This is a genomic window from Petralouisia muris, from assembly GCF_004793545.1.
In the GTDB taxonomy this organism is placed as follows: Bacteria; Bacillota; Clostridia; order Lachnospirales; family Lachnospiraceae; genus Petralouisia; species Petralouisia muris.
In genome coordinates this window covers 1-19,559 of record NZ_SRYA01000022.1, presented here as the reverse complement: position 1 = coordinate 19,559, position 19,559 = coordinate 1, and the positions used below count along the sequence as shown (strand labels likewise).

The 19,559-nt window shown below is 45.3% G+C and carries 19 protein-coding genes and 1 tRNA gene; 18 read left to right on the top strand and 2 right to left on the bottom strand.

Annotated features, from left to right (window positions below; translation table 11 throughout):
* The first annotated feature begins 15 nt into the window (after positions 1 to 15).
* From pduL to E5329_RS12155, 10 genes are read left to right on the top strand one after another with little or no spacing between them, the layout of a single operon-like run.
* A complete protein-coding gene (gene pduL / locus E5329_RS12200) occupies positions 16 to 666 on the top strand; it encodes a phosphate propanoyltransferase (RefSeq protein WP_135989810.1) in 651 nt (216 codons plus the stop codon).
* Positions 667 to 698: 32 nt separating this feature from the next.
* The gene (gene eutJ, locus E5329_RS12195) at positions 699 to 1,514 is read left to right on the top strand and encodes an ethanolamine utilization protein EutJ (RefSeq protein WP_135989872.1); all 816 of its coding nucleotides are present in this window, start codon (positions 699 to 701) and stop codon (positions 1,512 to 1,514) included.
* 13 nt (positions 1,515 to 1,527) lie between these two features.
* Positions 1,528 to 2,397, top strand: coding sequence for a flavoprotein (locus tag E5329_RS12190; RefSeq protein WP_135989809.1), 870 nt, complete (start codon positions 1,528 to 1,530; stop codon positions 2,395 to 2,397).
* Positions 2,398 to 2,410: 13 nt separating this feature from the next.
* Entirely contained in the window at positions 2,411 to 2,677 is a 267-nt protein-coding gene (locus E5329_RS12185; protein ID WP_135989808.1) for a EutN/CcmL family microcompartment protein, read from the top strand.
* Entirely contained in the window at positions 2,677 to 3,660 is a 984-nt protein-coding gene (locus tag E5329_RS12180; protein ID WP_135989807.1) for a cob(I)yrinic acid a,c-diamide adenosyltransferase, read from the top strand. Before E5329_RS12185 ends, E5329_RS12180 begins: the two co-directional genes overlap by 1 nt.
* A 12-nt stretch (positions 3,661 to 3,672) precedes the next feature.
* Positions 3,673 to 5,088, top strand: coding sequence for an aldehyde dehydrogenase family protein (locus tag E5329_RS12175; RefSeq protein WP_135989806.1), 1,416 nt, complete (start codon positions 3,673 to 3,675; stop codon positions 5,086 to 5,088).
* Between the two features lie 16 nt (positions 5,089 to 5,104).
* Positions 5,105 to 6,430, top strand: a complete 1,326-nt coding sequence (locus E5329_RS12170) for an SLBB domain-containing protein (protein WP_135989805.1) — start codon at positions 5,105 to 5,107, stop codon at positions 6,428 to 6,430.
* 21 nt (positions 6,431 to 6,451) lie between these two features.
* Positions 6,452 to 7,000: a BMC domain-containing protein gene (locus E5329_RS12165; RefSeq protein WP_135989804.1), complete on the top strand. Its 549-nt coding sequence runs from the start codon at positions 6,452 to 6,454 to the stop codon at positions 6,998 to 7,000.
* 24 nt (positions 7,001 to 7,024) lie between these two features.
* Positions 7,025 to 7,411, top strand: coding sequence for a BMC domain-containing protein (locus tag E5329_RS12160; protein ID WP_275443217.1), 387 nt, complete (start codon positions 7,025 to 7,027; stop codon positions 7,409 to 7,411).
* Positions 7,408 to 7,914, top strand: coding sequence for a EutP/PduV family microcompartment system protein (locus E5329_RS12155; RefSeq protein ID WP_135989803.1), 507 nt, complete (start codon positions 7,408 to 7,410; stop codon positions 7,912 to 7,914). The genes E5329_RS12160 and E5329_RS12155 overlap by 4 nt, the downstream gene beginning before the upstream one ends.
* Before the next feature lie 225 nt (positions 7,915 to 8,139).
* Here E5329_RS12155 and E5329_RS12150 read toward each other — a convergent pair whose 3' ends face one another.
* Entirely contained in the window at positions 8,140 to 9,084 is a 945-nt protein-coding gene (locus tag E5329_RS12150; RefSeq protein WP_135989802.1) for a CorA family divalent cation transporter, read from the bottom strand.
* Positions 9,085 to 9,261: 177 nt separating this feature from the next.
* Entirely contained in the window at positions 9,262 to 9,552 is a 291-nt protein-coding gene (locus tag E5329_RS12145) for a Dph6-related ATP pyrophosphatase (RefSeq protein ID WP_135989801.1), read from the bottom strand.
* A gap of 213 nt (positions 9,553 to 9,765) precedes the next feature.
* Between E5329_RS12145 and E5329_RS12140 the strand changes: the two genes are divergently transcribed.
* The 8 genes from E5329_RS12140 to E5329_RS12105 all read left to right on the top strand — a co-directional run bounded on the left by E5329_RS12140 (position 9,766) and on the right by E5329_RS12105 (position 19,400).
* Positions 9,766 to 13,098: a leucine-rich repeat protein gene (locus tag E5329_RS12140; RefSeq protein ID WP_168356602.1), complete on the top strand. Its 3,333-nt coding sequence runs from the start codon at positions 9,766 to 9,768 to the stop codon at positions 13,096 to 13,098.
* Positions 13,099 to 13,346: 248 nt separating this feature from the next.
* On the top strand, positions 13,347 to 13,826 hold the full coding sequence (locus tag E5329_RS12135) for a DUF2975 domain-containing protein (RefSeq protein ID WP_135989799.1): 480 nt from the start codon (positions 13,347 to 13,349) through the stop codon (positions 13,824 to 13,826).
* 60 nt (positions 13,827 to 13,886) lie between these two features.
* Entirely contained in the window at positions 13,887 to 14,105 is a 219-nt protein-coding gene (locus tag E5329_RS12130) for a helix-turn-helix domain-containing protein (protein WP_135989798.1), read from the top strand.
* Positions 14,092 to 15,711, top strand: coding sequence for a DUF4153 domain-containing protein (locus tag E5329_RS12125; RefSeq protein ID WP_168356601.1), 1,620 nt, complete (start codon positions 14,092 to 14,094; stop codon positions 15,709 to 15,711). Before E5329_RS12130 ends, E5329_RS12125 begins: the two co-directional genes overlap by 14 nt.
* 111 nt (positions 15,712 to 15,822) lie before the next feature.
* On the top strand, positions 15,823 to 16,668 hold the full coding sequence (locus E5329_RS12120; protein ID WP_135989796.1) for a fumarate hydratase: 846 nt from the start codon (positions 15,823 to 15,825) through the stop codon (positions 16,666 to 16,668).
* 53 nt (positions 16,669 to 16,721) lie between these two features.
* Positions 16,722 to 17,363 (top strand): fumarate hydratase C-terminal domain-containing protein, encoded by a 642-nt coding sequence (locus E5329_RS12115; protein WP_135989795.1) that lies wholly within the window; start codon positions 16,722 to 16,724, stop codon positions 17,361 to 17,363.
* A 98-nt stretch (positions 17,364 to 17,461) separates the two neighbouring features.
* Entirely contained in the window at positions 17,462 to 19,132 is a 1,671-nt protein-coding gene (locus tag E5329_RS12110; RefSeq protein ID WP_135989794.1) for a methyl-accepting chemotaxis protein, read from the top strand.
* Between the two features lie 180 nt (positions 19,133 to 19,312).
* Positions 19,313 to 19,400: transfer RNA gene (locus E5329_RS12105), tRNA-Ser, on the top strand.
* Positions 19,401 to 19,559: the final 159 nt, after the last annotated feature.

Below are 19,559 nucleotides of genomic sequence, written 5' to 3'. Positions count from 1 at the left end.
GAGGAGGAATAAGCCGTGGAGAAAAGCCAATACGCGCAGGAAGAGTTCCTGCGTCTTGTGGTGAGATTGGTGATAGAGGAACTGCTGAAGTTGGAGCGTTCTGTTCCAATTGGCGTTTCTAATCGCCATATTCATCTGAACCGGGCAGATATGGACGCCTTATTTGGGGAAGGCAGTGAACTGACAAGGGTGAAAGATTTGGGGCAGCCAGGTCAGTATGCCGCCGCAGAGACGGTAACAAGCCGGGGTTCAAAAGGTGAACTGACACGTATGCGCGTGCTTGGCCCTCTGCGCGAGGAATCTCAGGTGGAAGTTTCCATCGGTGACGGCTTTGCCCTTGGTGTACATCCTCCTGTCCGGGAATCCGGTCAGCTTGAGGGAACGCCGGGCGTAAAGGTGATTGGACCGAATGGAGAAGTGGAGATGAAGAGGGGCGTTATCGCCGCTCTTCGTCATATCCATCTTGATCCTGCAACTGCAGAACGGATGGGTGTACATGACAAGCAGATTGTTCGGGTGGAGATAGGCGGTCTGCGCGGTGCAGTATTGAATAATGTGCTGCTGCGTGTGTCTGACAAATTTGCTCCCGAGATGCACATTGACGTAGAAGAGGCCAATGCCCTGGGCGTGAAAAACGGCGACCGGGCATATATCATTCTGGATTAAAGGCAGTGGAGGAAGTGCATATGGCTTGCGATATGGCGCAGTGTAACGAAACGCTGCTGGAATTTGAGAGCCTGATAAAAAATGGCGAGAAAAAGAAATGGGAGGGTGCTCTGCGCACTGGAGTGGACCTGGGAACTGCCAATATCGTTTTGGCAGTGGTGGACGAGGAAAACAGGCCGGTGGCCGGAGCCACTTTCCCATCAACTGTGGTTCGGGATGGCATTGTGGTGGATTACGTGGGAGCTGTACAGGCAGTGACTAAATTAAAAGGCCAGTTGGAAGAACTGCTTGGTGAGACATTGGAAGCAGGGGCCTGTGCAATTCCGCCGGGAATACTTCCCGGTAATGTAAAAGCCATTGGAAATGTAGTAGAGTCAGCCGGATTCCGGCTGACTGAAATTGTAGATGAACCTACTGCTGCCGCAGCCGTGCTGGGTATTACAGACGGCGCTGTAGTGGATGTAGGAGGCGGAACTACCGGGATCAGTATTCTGGAGAATGGGAAAGTCATTTATACAAGCGATGAGCCTACAGGAGGTACTCATATGACTCTGGTACTGGCAGGTTTTTACGGATGCAGCACCAATGAGGCTGAGGTTATGAAACGCGACCCGGCCCAGGAGGCAAACGTATTTCCGGTAGTAAAGCCGGTAGTGGAAAAAATGGCTGCAATCGTCAAGCGGAGTTTGGAAGAATACCCCGTAGACACAGTCTATGTGGTAGGCGGCGCATGCTGCTTTACTCAGTTTGAGGAAGTCTTTGAAAAATATCTTGGCACCCCTGTGGTGAAGCCGGCGGCGCCGCTGTTGGTTACGCCTTTGGGAATTGCCATGAATTGTACGGAATAAGGGGGTGAGGACGTTGACTGAGCAGGAACAATATGTTCATAGCATTGTAATGCAGGTACTTGCGGAGAGGGTAATGCAGAAGCTTTTGGAACGCCAGAAACAGGCATTGGTAGTCTATACCGGATCGAATATGGGTATAGAACCTGGGTTAGAATGTCTGAGGAAGCTGCGCCGGGAGGAAGGATTTACCTATCGAGTATTGCTGACACAAAGCGCTGCTGAGCTATTGGATACATCGGTAATTCGTTCTGCCCTGGAACCGGAGGAATTATGGGTGGGGACTCCCGGGGATTCGCCGGAAGCTCTTACTGCCCGGTATGATACGATTCTGGTTCCTGCAATGACAGTGAATACCGCGGCCCATGTGGCTGCATGTATGGCGGACACCCCGGCTGCTGCTATTATCCTGGATGGACTGATGCGGGGGAAAAATGTGATTGTAGCTGTGGATGGCTGCTGTCCCGATAATCCAGAGCGTATCCGGCGGGGATTTCGTATGACGGAAGCCCTTAAGAATAAGCTGCGTGAAAATAAAGACGCCTTGAAGGATTTTGGAGCATTGCTGACAACTTCAGAACATCTGGGAGAAACAGTTCAAAAAGCTATCACAAGCTTTACTCCTGCAGGTGCTTCTGTGAAGCCAGAACCAAGGATGCAGGCAGAGAGCAGACCGGAACCGAATATACAGGCAAAAAGCGGTACAAAAGCAAAAGTAAATGCAGGAATGTACCAGGCAGTGCTGGAGGGACGTGTGTTCAGCGGGAAACATATAAAGTCTTATCCGGATCATGCAACAATTCTTGTTCCGAAACGGACAATCATCACTCAGCTGGCGTCTGATGAAGCTCGCAGACGGGGCATTCGTATAGAGATTGAATCATGAGGCAGGTGGAATAATGTATCTAGGAAGAGTAATAGGAACTGTAGTTTCTACCAGTAAGAACGAAAATCTGGTTGGCATGAAACTGTTGATGGTGGAGAAGCTGACGGAGCGTCTGGAGCGGGAAGGATCAACTGAGATTGCCGTAGATTCTGTAGGAGCTGGGACCGGTGAGATTGTAATTGTTTGTAAGGGCAGTTCAGCCCGTTATGTTTTTGGTGATGGCTCGGCTCCGGTGGATACATCCATCGTGGGCATTGTAGACTCTGTGGAGGTGGGTTGATGGCGAATTTGTATACTAAAACTGGTGATAAGGGTCAGACCAGCCTGGTAGGCGGATCGAGGGTCAGTAAATCAGATCTTCAGGTAGAGTGTTACGGTACCATCGACGAAGCAAATTCCATGCTGGGTCTGGCCTATTCCAATACATGCCAGGAATATATTCGGACCACCATACACACGATTCAGGGAAGGCTTTTTTCTCTGGGAGCAGAGCTGGCCAGTGACAGGAAAGGCGCTTCTAAATTAAAAAATCTGATTTCTGAGGAAGATGTAGCTTTCCTTGAAAATGTAGTGGATACATGTACAGAAACGACAGGGAAAATGACTCATTTTGTCATTCCTGGCGTGGATTCGGCGTCATCTGCTCTTCATGTGGCCCGGACGATTGTGCGGCGGGCAGAGCGGCGCATGGTAGAATTGGCAGGCAGTTCCTCTGTACGTGAAGTGGTAATGCGCTACGTGAACCGCTTGTCTGACGCCATATATGCTATGGCCCGCCTTCAGGAGGAAACGGTTGCCCAGGCCCAGATGCGGGAGAAGGTAACGGAAATGGTAAAGAATGTATTGGCAGGGTATGCAGACGGTCTTCCTCCTATTTCCCTGAAAATTCTTGAGCGCATGGCAGAGAGAGCTAAGGAAAAATCACGGGAGCTTGGAGTTCCGGTGGTCTTTTCTGCCGTTGATGGCGGTGGAAATCTGCTTTTGCTTGAGCGGATGGAAGGTGCGCTGCCTGGCAGTGTGGAAGTGTCAGCCGGCAAAGCGTATACCGCCAATGCGTTTCATATGCCGACCCATGAACTGGGCCAGGCTGCACGTCAGGATGGTCCCCTTTATGGAATTGAGAATGCCGCGCCGGGAAAAATTATTCTGTTCGGAGGAGGTTTTCCCTATGTGTCAGGCGGCCAGATTGTGGGAGGCATTGGCGTATCCGGCGGGACAGTAGAACAGGATATGGAGATTGCACGTTATGCAATGTCTATTTAAGGAGGGAAAGCAATGAATATTGATGAACGCGTAGTAGCGGGCATAATAAATGCGGTTTTGGACCGGCTGGATGATGTTTCCAATCCCTGCGCAGACGCAGGAGGCGGAAATTGGGGCGTTTTTGAAAGCATGGATGATGCAGTAGAGGCTGCCGCTGCTGCGCAGAAAAAGTACTTGAACTGTACAATGCATGACAGAGCGGCATATGTGCAGGCGATTCGTGATGTGGTGCTCAATCAGGAGAATCTGGAGTATATTTCCCGTCAATCTGTAGAAGAAACTGAAATGGGAAATTATGAGCACAAATTAATAAAAAACCGGTTGGCAGCTACGAAAACGCCGGGAATAGAAGATTTGACAACAGATGCAATGACAGGCGATGATGGACTTACTTTAGTGGAATATTCTCCTTTTGGAGTAATTGGGGCAATTACGCCTACTACGAACCCAACTGAGACAATCATATGCAATTCCATTGGAATGCTGGCTGCAGGAAACAGCGTAGTTTTCAGCCCCCATCCAAGGGCAAAAAATGTTTCTCTGCATCTGGTTCGATTGATTAACCGTGCACTGGCTGAGGTTGGCGCCCCGGCGAATCTGGTGGTTACGGTATCAAAACCATCCATTGAGAATACAAATGCTATGATGAATCATCCGCTGGTGCGGATGCTGGTGGCTACAGGCGGGCCTGGCATTGTGAAAACTGTGCTTTCCAGCGGCAAGAAAGCTATCGGTGCAGGAGCAGGCAATCCTCCGGTTGTGGTGGATGAGACTGCAAACATTGAAAAAGCGGGAAAAGATATTATTGACGGCTGCTGCTTTGACAATAACCTGCCCTGCATTGCGGAGAAAGAGGTTATCGTAGTAGATTCCGCAGCAGATTACTTAATCTTCAACATGAAGAAAAACGGCGCTTATGAAGTGAAAGATCCTGAGATCATCGACAAAATTGTGAAACTGGTGGTACAGGAAAACGGAAAAAGCCCGGTAACATCCTTTGTAGGCAAGAGCGCAAAATACATTCTGGAACAAGTGGGCGTTCATGTGGATGAGGATGTGAGAGTTATCATAATGCAGACGAATGAGAATCATCCTTTTGTGCAGGTAGAGCTTATGATGCCTATCCTGCCAATTGTGCGGGTGCCGGATGTGGACGCCGGGATTGAGATGGCTGTCCGTGTAGAGCATGGCAACCGCCATACAGCAATGATGCATTCCCGCAATGTAGATAAGCTTACCAAAATGGCAAAGCTTATTCAGACAACAATTTTTGTAAAAAACGGTCCTTCTTATGCCGGAATAGGCGTGGGAGGTGAAGGTTATACGACATTTACCATCGCAGGACCTACCGGAGAGGGACTGACTTCAGCAAAATCTTTCGCACGGCGGCGCAGATGCGTGCTGGTAGGAGGAATGGACGTACGCTGATTAGGGAGGTGCTCCGATGCAAGAAAATTTAACAGCTTTGGTGGAAAACGCCGGCATAGTCGGCGCAGGGGGCGCAGGCTTCCCCACCCATGTAAAGCTGAATGCCAAAGCAGATACCGTAATTATTAATGGGGCTGAATGCGAACCGCTTTTGCGGGTGGATCAGCAGCTTATGGCAGAGCAGGCAGGACGGCTGCTTGCAGCTTTAGACAAAATTGTCACACATTTGGGAGCTGGCGAGGGCGTTGTAGCGCTGAAGGAGCATTATCATACTGCAGCAGAAGCACTGCAGTGTGAGTTGATAAATTATCCGAAGCTGCGGCTGCATTTGCTGGGAGCCTTTTACCCGGCAGGGGATGAGCAGGTTATTGTTTATGAGGTCACAGGAAGGGTTGTTCCGGAAGGGGGCATTCCAATTAATGTGGGCGTTGTGGTAACCAATGTAGAGACTGCCCTGAATGTTCTGGATGCTGCAGACGGGCATCCGGTTACAGATAAATATGTGACGCTGACAGGAGCTGTTCGCACACCGAAGACGGTTAGGGTTCCTTTGGGGATCACTGTAGCAGAGGCGTTGGAATTAGCAGGCGGCCCAACTGCGTCAGATTACCGTATTGTAAACGGCGGCCCCATGATGGGACGGTTGGTTTCGCCGGAAAGTGCAATTACAAAGACGACAAAAGGACTGATTGTGGTTCCGGCAGGACATCCCATTTTGAACAGCCTGGAGAGGCCGCTGAACGTTTCTCTGCGGCAGGCGGCAACTGCATGTATGCAGTGCTCCCTGTGCTCTGAGGTTTGTCCCCGGGGACTGTTGGGGCATCGCATTCAGCCCCATAAGCTGATGCGTTTGGCAGCTTACGGAAGTATGTGTGATCCAGCGCAGACTCCCATGAACGCTTATCTTTGCTGCGGATGCCGTCTGTGTGAGTATGCTTGTGTCATGGGGCTTCAGCCCTGGAAATTAAATGGCAATCTTAAGAATATCCTGGGCAGTCAGGGTATCCGCAACAGTCTGAATAACAAGCCGGAACATGGCGCGCCTTTCAGGGAATATAAACGTTATCCGGTACACAAGCTGATTCATCAGCTTGGCCTTGCGGCTTATGATGTAGATGCGCCTTTAGAGGAAGCCGCAGCGCCTGCTTACGCAAAAGTTACCCTTCCCCTTCGGCAGAATGTGGGAGCGCCGGCAGAGCCGATGGTACAGACGGGCAGCCAGGTGGAAAAAGGTGATTTGATTGCCCGTATCCCGGAGGGGAAGCTGGGAGCGAATCTGCATGCCAGTATCTCTGGCACGGTGATAGCTGTCAGTGATGACAATATTGTGATTCAGGCGTAATTAGTAAGAAAGGATATGCGTATGGGAAAGTCAATTGGATTGTTAGAGCTGAAAAGTATTCCTGCAGGCGTACAGTCTGCGGATGAAATGCTTAAAGCTGCGGATGTGGAGTTGTTGGTGGCTACCGCTATCTGCCCGGGAAAATATATCATTATCGTCAGCGGGCAGGTGGGGGCAGTAAAAAGCTCCATGGAAAGGGGAAGACAGGTTGCGGGAACTTTCCTTATCTGCCATCACATTATCAATAATGTCCATGCATCTGTACCGTCGGCCCTGGTAGGCACAGTTGATGTAGAACACGTAACTGCTCTGGGTATGCTGGAAACAATGTCAGCGCTGACTGCGGTACAGGCTGCAGATATTGCTGCAAAGGCATCCAATATTACTCTTATGGAGGTTCGGGTGGCTCGGGGACTGGGAGGAAAAGGATATCTGATTTTTACAGGTGAAGTATCTGCCGTAAAATCAGCATTGAATTCCTGTATGACCCAGTTGGCAGAAACCGGCGAGATTACCAGCAGCTGCGTGATTCCGTCACCGCATAAAGGTTTACTTGAGAAGTTGGTTTGATGCAGTAGAAGGAGTGAATTGGCAATGGATATGAATCTTTTGAATATTGGTGCGTCTGCAGAAGGCAAGATGCGTATCATTCAGGAGACGGTTCCTGGTAAACAGGTCACATTGGCACATATTATTGCCAGTCCTGGTGAGATTATCTACCAAAAGCTGGGTTTGAATCCGGAATTGGATTATAAACAGTCAGCAATTGGAATTTTAAGTATGTGTCCATCTGAGATATCTGTAATCGCCGGTGATATTGCGATGAAAACTGCCCCGATTGAGATTGGATTTATAGATCGATTCAGCGGAACGCTGATTTTTACAGGAAGGATATCCAATGTTCAGTCCGCAGTTGCCAATATTTTGGCCTATCTGAAGAATAATTTAGGTTTTACAGTTTGTGAGATTACAAGAACATGAAAAAGATCATTTTAATGGGGCGCAGTGAATGTGGGAAAACTACTTTGACACAGGCGCTGAAGGGTGATGTGATTTCATATCACAAAACACAATATATTAATCATTACGACGTTGTGATTGATACACCGGGGGAGTATGCGGAGACTTCTACATTGGCTCGGGCCCTGGCATTGTATGCTTATGAGGCGGATGTGGTTGGCCTTCTGCTGAATGCAGCAGAACCTTATTCCCTTTATCCTCCCTGCTGTGCGTCTGCCTGTAATCGTCCCGTGATTGGAATTGTTACACAGATTGACCGGGAAGACGGTAATCCGGATCGGGCGCATCAATGGTTGGAAATGGCGGGGTGCCGGCCGGTGTTTCGGGTCAGCTCATATACAGGAGAAGGAATTTGGCAGGTGCTCAATTATCTTCGTGAGCCGGGAGATGTGCTGCCCTGGGAATCTGAAGAGGATGCTGACCGTCCGCGTACAGTGATTTCCGACAAATATGGAAAAGTATAGAGAGTGGCAAATATAAAGAGTGGAAAAGTATAGAGAGTGAAAAAATAAATCCGGGAATCTTATCGTAGATTCTCGGATTTTATTTTTTATCGAAGGGCTCATATCCGGGCTTACAGCAGGCTGGTCCATTTTCTGTCGGGAATTTCACACCTTGCTGCCTGCAGCAATCTGGAAAAATCAGAAAAGGATATCTTTTTGTTCTTGAGAAAAATAGCTTATCAAAAACTATTCCTCTCCGGTTTTATCAGGATTCACAGAGATCTCCTTTTGGTTTTCCTGAACAGGAAGATTCCCGGCAGACTTCTCTTTCAAATCGTCCGGGAGGAGCTGGCTGTCATGGAGACGCGGAAAACGCCGGCTGCCGTTGGAACGATATAAGACAGCAGCTCCCGCCGTCAGGCCGCCAATCAGTACACCGCCTGTGACGCCGATAGCCGGACTTACGGCTAAGAGGCTTCCAAACATAAAGTTCAATGCAACTGCGCCTAGAGAAACCAGAGTTAAGAGCCTGGTGTTGCGGCTTAAGTTGTTGCTGACAATGGAGGTATAAGTATCCAGGTCTTTAATAATAGTATTCTTGTTCAGTTCATATCGTTCTTCCATAAACTTGAAATCCAGAGCCATCTGTCCCTGGAGAACATAACTGTTCTGCATCTGCATGGGATAATAGCCCTTGTCAATGCGGGCAATGATTTCTTTCAGGGAAATAATCTGATTGCCGTATTCTGTATAGCGGCGGCGGAAGTCCAAAATCTGATAAGTTCCGCTGTTATCAATGCGGTTATCCAGAGAATCCTCCAGTATTTTCATATCTTTAATGCTGTATTCAATTAATTCGTTCAAATTGGCAATTTTAAACAAAATGGCATAAATATAAGCCTGTCCGATGTACTTTACTTCTTTGTCCATCAGAAAATTTCCGAACAGACCTACCGTGGATTCTTCTATCACCAGATTAGTGCCGGCCTGACGCAGGCGGAGATCGCAAAGGATATCTCCTTCCCCGTAGTTGAGTTCCAGAATCAGAGAAGTTTCGTCGCCGAAAATACGCTGGTGAACAACCGGTTCCTGAATAGGACAGGTAAAAATGCAGTAGGAACTGTCGGCAATGTCTGCGCCTTCCGGATGGCGGCCTCTGCCCATAGTTTGAAGAAAGGTATAATTTTCCATAAGAATGCCTCGCTGCGGAGCTTTATGTAAAAGGTATCATGTAAGTCGGCTGTCTGCCTGCCGTATACATTACATTAATGCAGCTCCTTTTCTATTATAAATTTGATGTAAAATGCTTCGTTTTCTCTGGTAAAATCATACCATATTTTTGTGATATTGTCCATATAACAGGAACTTCTATTTTATGTCTATCACAGCATAATTCCCCAACTTAATTTTATCTCCTGTTTTAAAAACCAACGGTTTATGAAAGACAGGTCCGTCTACTGCAAGCGTATGGTATTCCCCGTTTTCTCCGCATATGTCAATGTCGCCGAAACAGGCAGCATCTGCGCCGTGGAAATAGGAACGGCCCACAGATTCATTCACCATAACGATCAGGCATATAGGTTCGTGTCCTTGTTCCATCATTTTGTAAAGAGCCAGAGTGCTGTCTTTTCCGCAGCTGTATGACATGGCAAATTTCATTGGATACCTCCGAAATGATTAAAATGTGGCTGTTTCCGATTTCTTATTGTGAAATATATCATAGGCATGAGTGGTCTGTCAAATATAGCCGGATTTGCTCTTAAATTAAGATAGATTTTTCATTTTTTCTATGTTATCATTTAATAAATACGAACTATGCCGAAATGCCTGTTGATTACTGTGTGTATGCCTATATACTCAGGAGGAAAATCTATGAAAGAGAAACCAATATACAGAAAGTTGCCTTTTATTTTTAAATTTTTGCTGTGTCTTGCCCTGGGGACTGCGGCTTTTCTCCTGGCCGGCCAGCACACAAAAGCCCTGGCAGCACAAGTCAGCGGGGAAGAGGATCAGATACTCGATAAAGATGAATTCGGCGGAATTCATACTGCAAATGGTTTTGTCTATTATTTACACAAGGATGTTTATATTTCCACTTACTCGGTACGTTACGAGGGAACCGCTGAAAGCATTGTTATTCCGGCCACATTCCAGGGACTGGAAGTGAAAAGTCTTTTTTCCGAAGCGTTTTCGGACGCCCCTAATTTAAAGAGCGTTACTCTGCCAAAAAGTATGTCTGACATAGACACCGGGGCTTTTAACGATTGTAAAACTTTAGAGGAAATCCTGGTGGATGAAAATAATCCTTTTTATACTGCACAGGAAGGGGTTTTATATGGACTTGGCGATGACGGCGTAAAGAGACGTCTTATATTTTGCTATATGAAAAACATAAAAGCTTTCTCAGTCCCGGAGGGCGTAGAGTTGATTGACAGTTATGCTTTTCAGGAGTGCAAAGACTTACAGAGTGTCTATATCCCCATTTCCGTCCAAAAAATAGGTTCTGCATTCTCCTCTGCAAACTTGCAGAATGTGTATTACGGTGCTGGCAGAGAAGAAATGGAAAATATGAAAGAGCATTATGATTTTTCAACAACGGTAGAAAAGGCCCATCTCCATTTCAATTTTGATCCGGACGACTATGAAATTTCTCTGCTGTCCGATCAAACGGCGGAGATTTCAAGCTGGGGCGGAACAGACGGCGAATTGTCCATCCCGGCGGGGCTGGGAGATAAAATCGTCTCTTCCATCGGAACGGGGGCTTTTTCCGGCTGCCGGAGCATTGTCCATGCAGATATCCCTGACAGCGTCGTCCGTATTGGGGACAGGGCTTTTGAGGGATGCAGTGCGTTAGAACGCGTCGTTGTGCCGGCGGAGGTAACCTCTGTTGGGACAGGCGCTTTTAACAGATGCGCTGCTTTAACAGAGATCTATTACGCCGGGAGCAAAGCGCAGTGGAACGAACTTAGCGTGCAGCTTCCAGACGGGGTGAAAGTTATTTACAACTGTAATCCTCATGATTTTTTTCCGGATCATGCATCAGAATCGGAGACGAGGATTTTACATTATATCGGAGACGGGGCGGATATCGTAGTCCCCTCATGGCTGGACGGCCGGAAGATGACGGCCATTGGGGATGGGTATACGGAGCTTTTTGCTGGTTCTTCGCCCAGGCGCGTTGAAATCCTGGATGGCATTACCCGGATTAATAGAATTGCTTTCTCCGGCTGCGAGTCCATACAGGAGGTCAGTCTTCCTGACACCTGCGTGGAAATCGGCGAGGAGGCTTTTGCGTCCTGCGCGAACCTGGAAAAAATCACACTTCCCTCAGGCCTGGAAAAAATCGGTGAAAAGGCTTTCTATCAATGTGAAAGCCTGGCGGGAAAGCTTTCTTTTCCTGAAAAACTTACTTATATTCCTGCCAGTGCCTTTGAAGACTGTGAAAAATTAAACGGCGTAACTTTGGCTGAAAACCTGAGAGAGATCAACACGTATGCCTTTTCCGGCTGTAAAAACCTTACTTCCCTTTCCCTCCCAAAAAGCCTGAATTATGTTGGAGTAAGCGCTTTTTGGGGATGCAGTTCTCTAAAAGATGTTTATTATTCCGGCACAGGGAAGGAATGGAAAAATTTCACGAATTCCGGCAGCTTTGCCAAAGCAGGGAATGATTGCCTCCTGAATGCCGGTTTTCATTATACAGAGGAAGATCTGGGCGTTCCTTCCGGCAGCTTTACGGTTACATTCAATGCCTGGGGCATGGCAAATATTCCTCCGCAGACGATTTTGCAGTTTAGTCATGTTGAAAAGCCGGAGGATCCTGTCCGCCCCGGCTATATCTTTATCGGTTGGTATCACGGAGGGGAACTGTGGGATTTTGAATTCGACAGAATACGAGGCGACATGACGCTGGAAGCTAAATGGGCGAATCAGGAAGAGGTTCGCCAGAATGCGAAAGGCGATTATATTGACGCGGAGGGCTTTGTTCTGATTCCCCTCGGGAAGGAACTCATTGTAAATGGCGGCGCGCCCGCTTATTCCTCTAATATTACTTACAATTGGAACATTGATAAATCGGCGATCATGCAGATGGGGCAGAACGGAAACATGAGCATTCCCGTAAAAGGTCTTGCAGAAGGCCAATGTACCCTTACGTGCACGGTTCGAAGTGAACTCTACCAGGTTCCCCCATATGGCACAGAACTTATCCTCTGGGATGTGGATACGAGTGTTTACCCCTATAAATACAGGATTGTCTCTTTGATAGAGTCCCTCAAAATGGATGAAAAGTCCATTACGATGAAGCCCGGCGCTTATTATCCTCTGACGATTACCGCAGCTCCCTCAGACAACAACTACGCGCGAACCTTGAGCGGCCTGACTTTTACTTCCTCAGACTCCTCCATAGCGGCAGTCAGTGAAGATGGAATTTTAGAAGCCAGGAAAAATGGAACGGTCACTGTTACCGCTTTCACCAGGAATGGTATGAATGGAATTACTGGTCAAGACGTTTGTACCGTCACTGTTACGGATTTTGGAGGGAATTCTGGCTCAACTCCATCGGTGCCAGATTCCAGCGGCGGGGAATCCGACAAGAATTCAGGCGAAGCGCCGCCGGCGTCCGATTCCGGCAATGGGGAAACCAATAAGGATTCCTCTAATTCCACGTCAGACAAAAATGGTGCGGAAGAAAAACCAAGTGGGGGAACTAAGGCAATTCCAGCAAAAAAGATTGCTTTAAGCGCGAAACAAATTTATATGGTGAAGGGAAAGAGCATCCGCGTCGGGGTATATGTGTCTCCTTCTAACGCCACGGATGAAATTAAATGGACGACTTCCGATAAAAAAATTGCGGAAGTAAAGAATGGGAAAATCACTGCTAAGAAAACAGGGAAAGTATCCATCACTGCAAAGGCAGGAAAGAAAAAAGCCAGCCTGAAAGTAAATATTGTATCAAAAGCGAAAAAAGCGGTAAAAGTAACCTTAAAGAAAAAGATTTCTATGAAAGTAAAAAACAGCCTCCTGTTAAAAACGTCCGTATCACCAAAAAATGCAACCGATACGCTGATATGGAGCAGTTCTAATAAAAAGATTGCGAAGGTGGACAAATTTGGCAGAGTCACAGCCTTGAAAAAAGGAAAGGCAACCATCCGGGTTAAGACCAGCGGCGGAAAAAAGGCTTCCTGTAAAATCATCATAACCAAATAGGAGAACAGATGTCAGAAAATTGATTTTATAACAGGATTTACTGCCCGGAAGAAACATATTAACAACAAAAGTCAATATAAATTTATCGAATTACGATAAATTTATATTGACTTTTGTTGCGTCTAAGAGTATGATAACGATAGATGGAAGTTCTGACAGATGGATGCCTGTTCTGAAGAATGGGAGCGGCGTCTCAGAACAATAGAAGTGAAACAAAGTCAATTAGAAATGAACAGGGAGGTTATAAGATGACACAAAAAAGTTTAAGCAGTTGGTTAAAAGGTATAATTGTAGGAATTACAGTCTGCGGAACCGTGATTTATTTTTATCTGGTACCAATGTTCGGGCAAGAGGCAGCGGAGGCTAATCCGGAATTTTCCTATTGCTATGCACCTTGGCTGGCAGTAATCTGGCTGTCTGCCGTTCCTTGTTATCTGGCGCTGTATTTTGGGTGGAAGATTACCGTGGAAATCGGAAGGGATAATTCGTTTTCCATGGAGAATGCCAGATATTTAAAACGCATTTCCGTGCTGGCATTATTGGACAGCGGATATTTTTTTCTGGCAAATCTGATTTTGCTGCTGCTGAATATGAATCATCCGGGAATTCTCCTGATTTCTCTGTTTGTGGAATTTGCAGGGGTGGCAGTGGCAGTGACGGCTGCAGCGCTTTCTCATTTGGTGCAGAAGGCTGCCGAGATACAGAATGAAAATGAGCTGACTATCTAAGTGTTATTATTTTTAAATGGTTTACGGCCATAAAAAGGAATATTGAGAACGGAGGAAGAGATGGCAATTATTATTAATATAGACGTAATGCTTGCCAAACGGAAAATGAGCGTAACAGAGCTTTCCGAGAGGGTAGGGATTACCATGGCGAATATTTCAATTTTGAAAAATGGTAAAGCAAAAGCAATCAAAGTTGATACATTAGATAAGATCTGCAGGGCATTAAGCTGCCAGCCAGGTGAAATTTTAGAATGGAGGGATGAAGATGGAAAAGCATGAAGTATTTGTACCGAAGCCGGAAGAAACGTTGTATCGGGAACCGGAACAAAAATCAATCAATCCGATTATGCGCAATCATGTTCCGTATTTTATGGGAATATCGTTATTATATGCTGTTTGCTTTACCATTGCGTTTTATAAAAATTTTATCGGAATTACCTTTCCGATTATCACAGCCATTACTTTAGCGGTATGCTGTCTGTTTCTTAAGAAAAATGAGATTTCCTGGAACAAATCCAACTGGTGGTATGTAGCTGGGAGTCTGCTGCTTGGAGTCAGTACCGTGCTCACTGCCAATGAATTTGTCATATTTTTTAATACGCTGGGAATTCTTTTGCTGATTACTGTATTTATGATTCGTCAGGTATATGATGACAAAGGATGGAATCTGGGGCAATACATCTGTAATCTTCTGTTTCTGTATTTGTGCATGGTGCCGGAGATTGCGAGTCCGTTTATTCATTTTGCAAACTATATAAACAAGTATAAAAAAGAAGAAAAGAAAAATAAAAATGTCAAATATATTTTAATTGGAATATTAATCGGACTTCCCATTCTGCTGATTGTAATTGAGCTGTTAAGCAGCGCCGATCAAATATTTTCCAGATTAGTTGGCAGGGCTTTTCATAGCTTGTGGAGCCAGATAGTCTTTTCTCCCAATTTGTTTTTGGTTATTTTGCTGATTATTCTGGGATTTTTTGGAATTTATTGTTTTCTGTCCGCATTGACTCAGAATAATATGCCGGAATGGAAGAAAAAGGAGAATCGAAAAAATCCTGTTATTGCCATTACTTTTCTTTCCATGATTACGGCGGTTTATCTACTTTTCTGTGGGATACAGGCAATATTCCTATTTACAGGCGGCAAATTACTGCCTCAGGGCTACACGTATTCAGAATACGCCCGCCAGGGATTTTTTCAACTGTTGTTTCTGTGTATTTTTAACCTGATTCTTGTGGTAATATGTCTGTCTGTTTTTCAGAAAAACAGATGGCTGAAGACTTTGCTGCTGATATTTTCCGGATGCACTTATATTATGATTGCTTCCAGTGCATTTCGGATGATCCTTTACATTTCAGTGTATCATTTGAGCTTTCTCAGAGTGCTGGTGCTTTGGTTTCTTGGAATGCTGGTAATTCTGATGGCAGGCGTGGTGATAAATATTGTAAAAGAAGAATTTGAACTCTTTCGTTACTGTGTGTCAGTGGTTGCCGTGTGTTATCTTTTATTTTCTTTTGGAAAAGTGGATTCACTCATTGCTTCTTATAACGTGGCGCAGCTTGGAAATGATATGAGTTATGAGGATGTGGCGTATTTGGCAGGTCTGTCGGCGGATGCTGTACCGGCTTTAAGCAAATGTGAGTTTGAACATGAGCATTTTTCAACAAATACAGCGAAATACGGAGGTTACACCGAAGATCTTTACGGTAATGTTACCGGCTTAAAACCCCAGGAGGATCGGAACGGATATGTTTCCGGCTGCAGGCGGTGTAAATTGGAGCAGAAATTTCAGAGGGTTTTGAATACAGCAGACAAGATGAGTCTGCGAACATTTCATTTTTCCAGATATCAGGCGGCAAAGGCGGCAGAAAAATATTTCAGATGAATGTTTACAGATGAATATTTATCCATTATTATAAAATAAGATGAATATAATTATGGATATGCGGCATGCCAAAGGGCAGGCTGAAGTTTACATGAATAAAGGAGAAGTGTTATGATTCGCAGTGTCTCAATAGGAATAATCACAGACAATATCAGGGAAATGTGTATCGAAGCCAATCACTGTCTTTCTAAAGATATGGAACAATCATTAAAAGAAGCAGTATCCAGGGAGGAATCGCCCCTGGGGCGAAAAATTTTAGGTCAGCTTCAGGAAAATCTGCAGATTGCAGAGAAAGAAAGGATTCCCATTTGCCAGGATACAGGAATGGCAGTGATTTTTGTGGAAATTGGGCAGGATGTGCATTTTGAAGGAGGATTGCTGGAGGACGCCATTCACGAAGGGGTGCGTCTTGGATATGAAGAAGGATTTTTAAGAAAATCTGTGGTGGAAGATCCAATTTTTCGGAAGAACACCAGAGACAATACGCCGGCGGTGATACATTATACCCTTACAGCCGGAGATAAAGTAAAGCTTACCCTTGCGCCGAAAGGATTCGGCAGTGAAAATATGAGCAGAGTTTTTATGCTGAAGCCTGCCGACGGCATTGAGGGAGTGAAAAATGCAATTTTAACGGCGGTAAAGGATGCAGGCCCCAATGCCTGTCCGCCTATGGTAGTGGGAGTAGGAATTGGGGGAACCTTTGAGAAATGTGCTCTTCTGGCAAAAAAAGCTTTGACAAGACCGGTAGATGAACGCGCTTCGGTTCCCTATGTAAAGGAGTTGGAACTGGAAATGCTGGGCAGAATCAACATGCTTGGAATAGGCCCGGGAGGATTAGGAGGCACTGTCACAGCCCTTGCAGTTAATATCAATACATATCCTACCCATATTGCAGGACTTCCGGTAGCGGTCAATATCTGCTGTCATGTGAACCGCCATGTGACGCGGGAACTGTAAGGCAGAACATCAAAAATATAGCAGATAATCAGGAATACAGAAAGGTTTGTGTTATGGATAAATACATTAAAACGCCAATTACTGCAGAAGTGACGGAGGATCTTCGTGCAGGAGATTATGTGTATATTACGGGAACAGTTTATGTAGCCAGAGATGCAGCCCATAAGCGGCTGGTGGAAGCCCTGGAGAAAACAGAAAGGGAATTTTATGCTGAACGTTTTCTCAGTAAAACAGACGGTTTGCAGCAGTCTGAACAAGAAAAGCTGCAGCAGAGACTGAGGGAAACGCTTCCTTTTCCCATCGTGGATTCCGTTTTGTACTATATGGGTCCCTCGCCGGCCAGGGAAGGCCGCCCCATTGGTTCTGCAGGGCCTACTACAGCAAGCCGCATGGATAGATATGCTCCAAGGCTTTTGGATTTGGGACAAAAAGCAATGATTGGTAAAGGAAAACGAACAAAAGAAGTGATTGACGGAATTATCCGCAATCAGGCAGTATATTTTGCAGCAGTTGGAGGAGCCGGGGCATTACTCTCCAAGTGTATCAAAAAGTCAGAAACGATCTGTTATGAAGATTTGGGTGCGGAAGCGGTTTTAAAGCTGGAAGTGGATCATTTTCCTGTGATTGTGGTAATTGATCGGGAGGGAAACAATCTCTATGAAACTGCCGCCAAGGAATATGAAAAAGGAAAGTAATAGTTAAACTTGACGAAATAAAGAATATAAAGTAAGATATTATTAAGCAAATCAATCAAATAGCAGAGAAGGATAAAGAGGAACAAGAGGGAAGGTTTATGGAAAAGAACAGTCAATCGTTTCAGCTGCAAAAGATAATCAGACAGTCAATCATCATAGTAGGAGCAGGAGCTGTTTTGCTGCTGCTTTCCATTGGTACAAGTATATTTATGAGCAGGGTGGCAGATGAAGAACTGGAGACTACTACATATTTGAACCAATACCGGCTGGGCTCTAAAACATTAACTTATGCAGTACAGGCTTATGCGGCTACTGGAGATCAGCAATATTATGATGATTATATGAGAGAATTGAATGAGGATAAGAATCGTGATGCAGCTTTGGAAGGATTGAAGAAGAATAACATAACCCAGGAAGAATGGAACAGTATGAATCAGATTGCAGAATTTTCTAATGGACTGGTACCCATAGAAGAGGAAGCAATGGAGCTTGCTGGAAAAGGGGATATAGAAGGTGCGAAGAGCCGTGTATTTGGCGAAGAGTATCGAAACACTACTCAGCAGATTAATTCCCTGACGGATGAAGTGATTACCAATATACAGAAAAGGGTGAATAGTGCAAAGGGCAAGCTGAGAATATTCCAGGGGATTGTTGAGTTTATTTATGCCCTTTCCTTTTTATATTTGATTATTCAGGTTGTTCGGATTGTGAAATTTTCCAGAGAAGAGCTGTTGTCTCCTATTATAAAAGTATCAGACCAGATGCTTGAGCTGGCAAATGGAGATTTTCACGGGAATTTTGATTTGAAGGAAGATGCCAGTGAAGTTGGAAAAATGGCGGGAGCTATTATTCGTATGAAGCGAAGTACTACGATAATGATTGAAGAAATTTCTGATATTTTGGAGAGAATGGGCAATGGAGATTATAATTTTGAAATCAATCAGGAATACGTAGGGGAATATGGGCAGATTAAGGAATCATTTCTAAAAATCAGTGAGAAAATGCGTGAGACGCTGGGTACAATCCGGGAAGTTTCTTTACAGATTGACAGCGGATCTGAGCAGTTGTCCTGTGCAGCAGTTGATTTGGCAGAAGGAAGTCAGGAACAGGCAGGGAAAATTTCAGAATTGGTTGGTCTGATGAATAATATGTACCAAAGTATGGAACATAGTGCACAAGAAGCAGCAGAGACAGTAGAGATATCTAATCGGGCAGGCTATGTTCTGGAAGCAGGCAACGTAAAAATGCAGGAGTTAAAGGCGGCGATTAGCGAGATTAACAATTGTTCGGAAGAAATTGGAAAGATTATCAGCACCATTGAAGATATTGCTTCTCAAACAAATCTTCTATCTTTAAATGCAGCCATTGAAGCAGCCAGGGCAGGTGAAGCTGGAAAAGGGTTTGCCATTGTGGCAGATCAGGTAAAGAGTCTGGCGGATGAATCTGCAAGAGCAGCGGGTGAAACGGATAAGCTGATTGAACGAACGGTTATGGCAGTGGATAAGGGAATTTTAATTGCAGATGAAACAGCGGCGAATATGGATGAAGTAATGCTGGGCGCCAAGGAAGCTACAGGAAGAATGGGGAAAATGTCCGGCATCCTAACTGGAGATGTACAGCATATGCATCAGTTAAATGAAAATATTATGCGTATTGCAGAAATTGTTGATAGTAATTCAGCGGCTTCCCAGGAGACAGCAGCCGTCAGCCAGGAGCAGAAAGCCCAGGTAGAAACTATGGTAGGCTTAATGGATAAGTTTAATGTATAAGTTTAATGTATAAGTTTAATATATAGGAAAGGATATACCTGATATTTTCAGGAAGAACATGGGAAAAGAAAATTAATCTAAAAAATTAAAAAAAAGCTATTGACAAATATAAATATATAGAGTAGAATAATCAATGCGTTACGGCGCAAGAGACAATTTTATAAGAGAAAATGTCAGTTCGGAGAAATACTCAAGAGGCCGAAGAGGTGCCCCTGCTAAGGGTATAGGTCGGGTAACCGGCGCGAGGGTTCGAATCCCTCTTTCTCCGTTTCAGATTTTCAAAAATAAAATTGTTATTTTTTTGAAAAAAGTTATTGACAAACGCAAACGACTGTGATAAGATATAGAAGTTGTCGCGCAAGAGAGATAACAAAACGACCTTGACAACTGAACAGTGGAATAACCTTGAAAGATTCAAAGAGTTTCC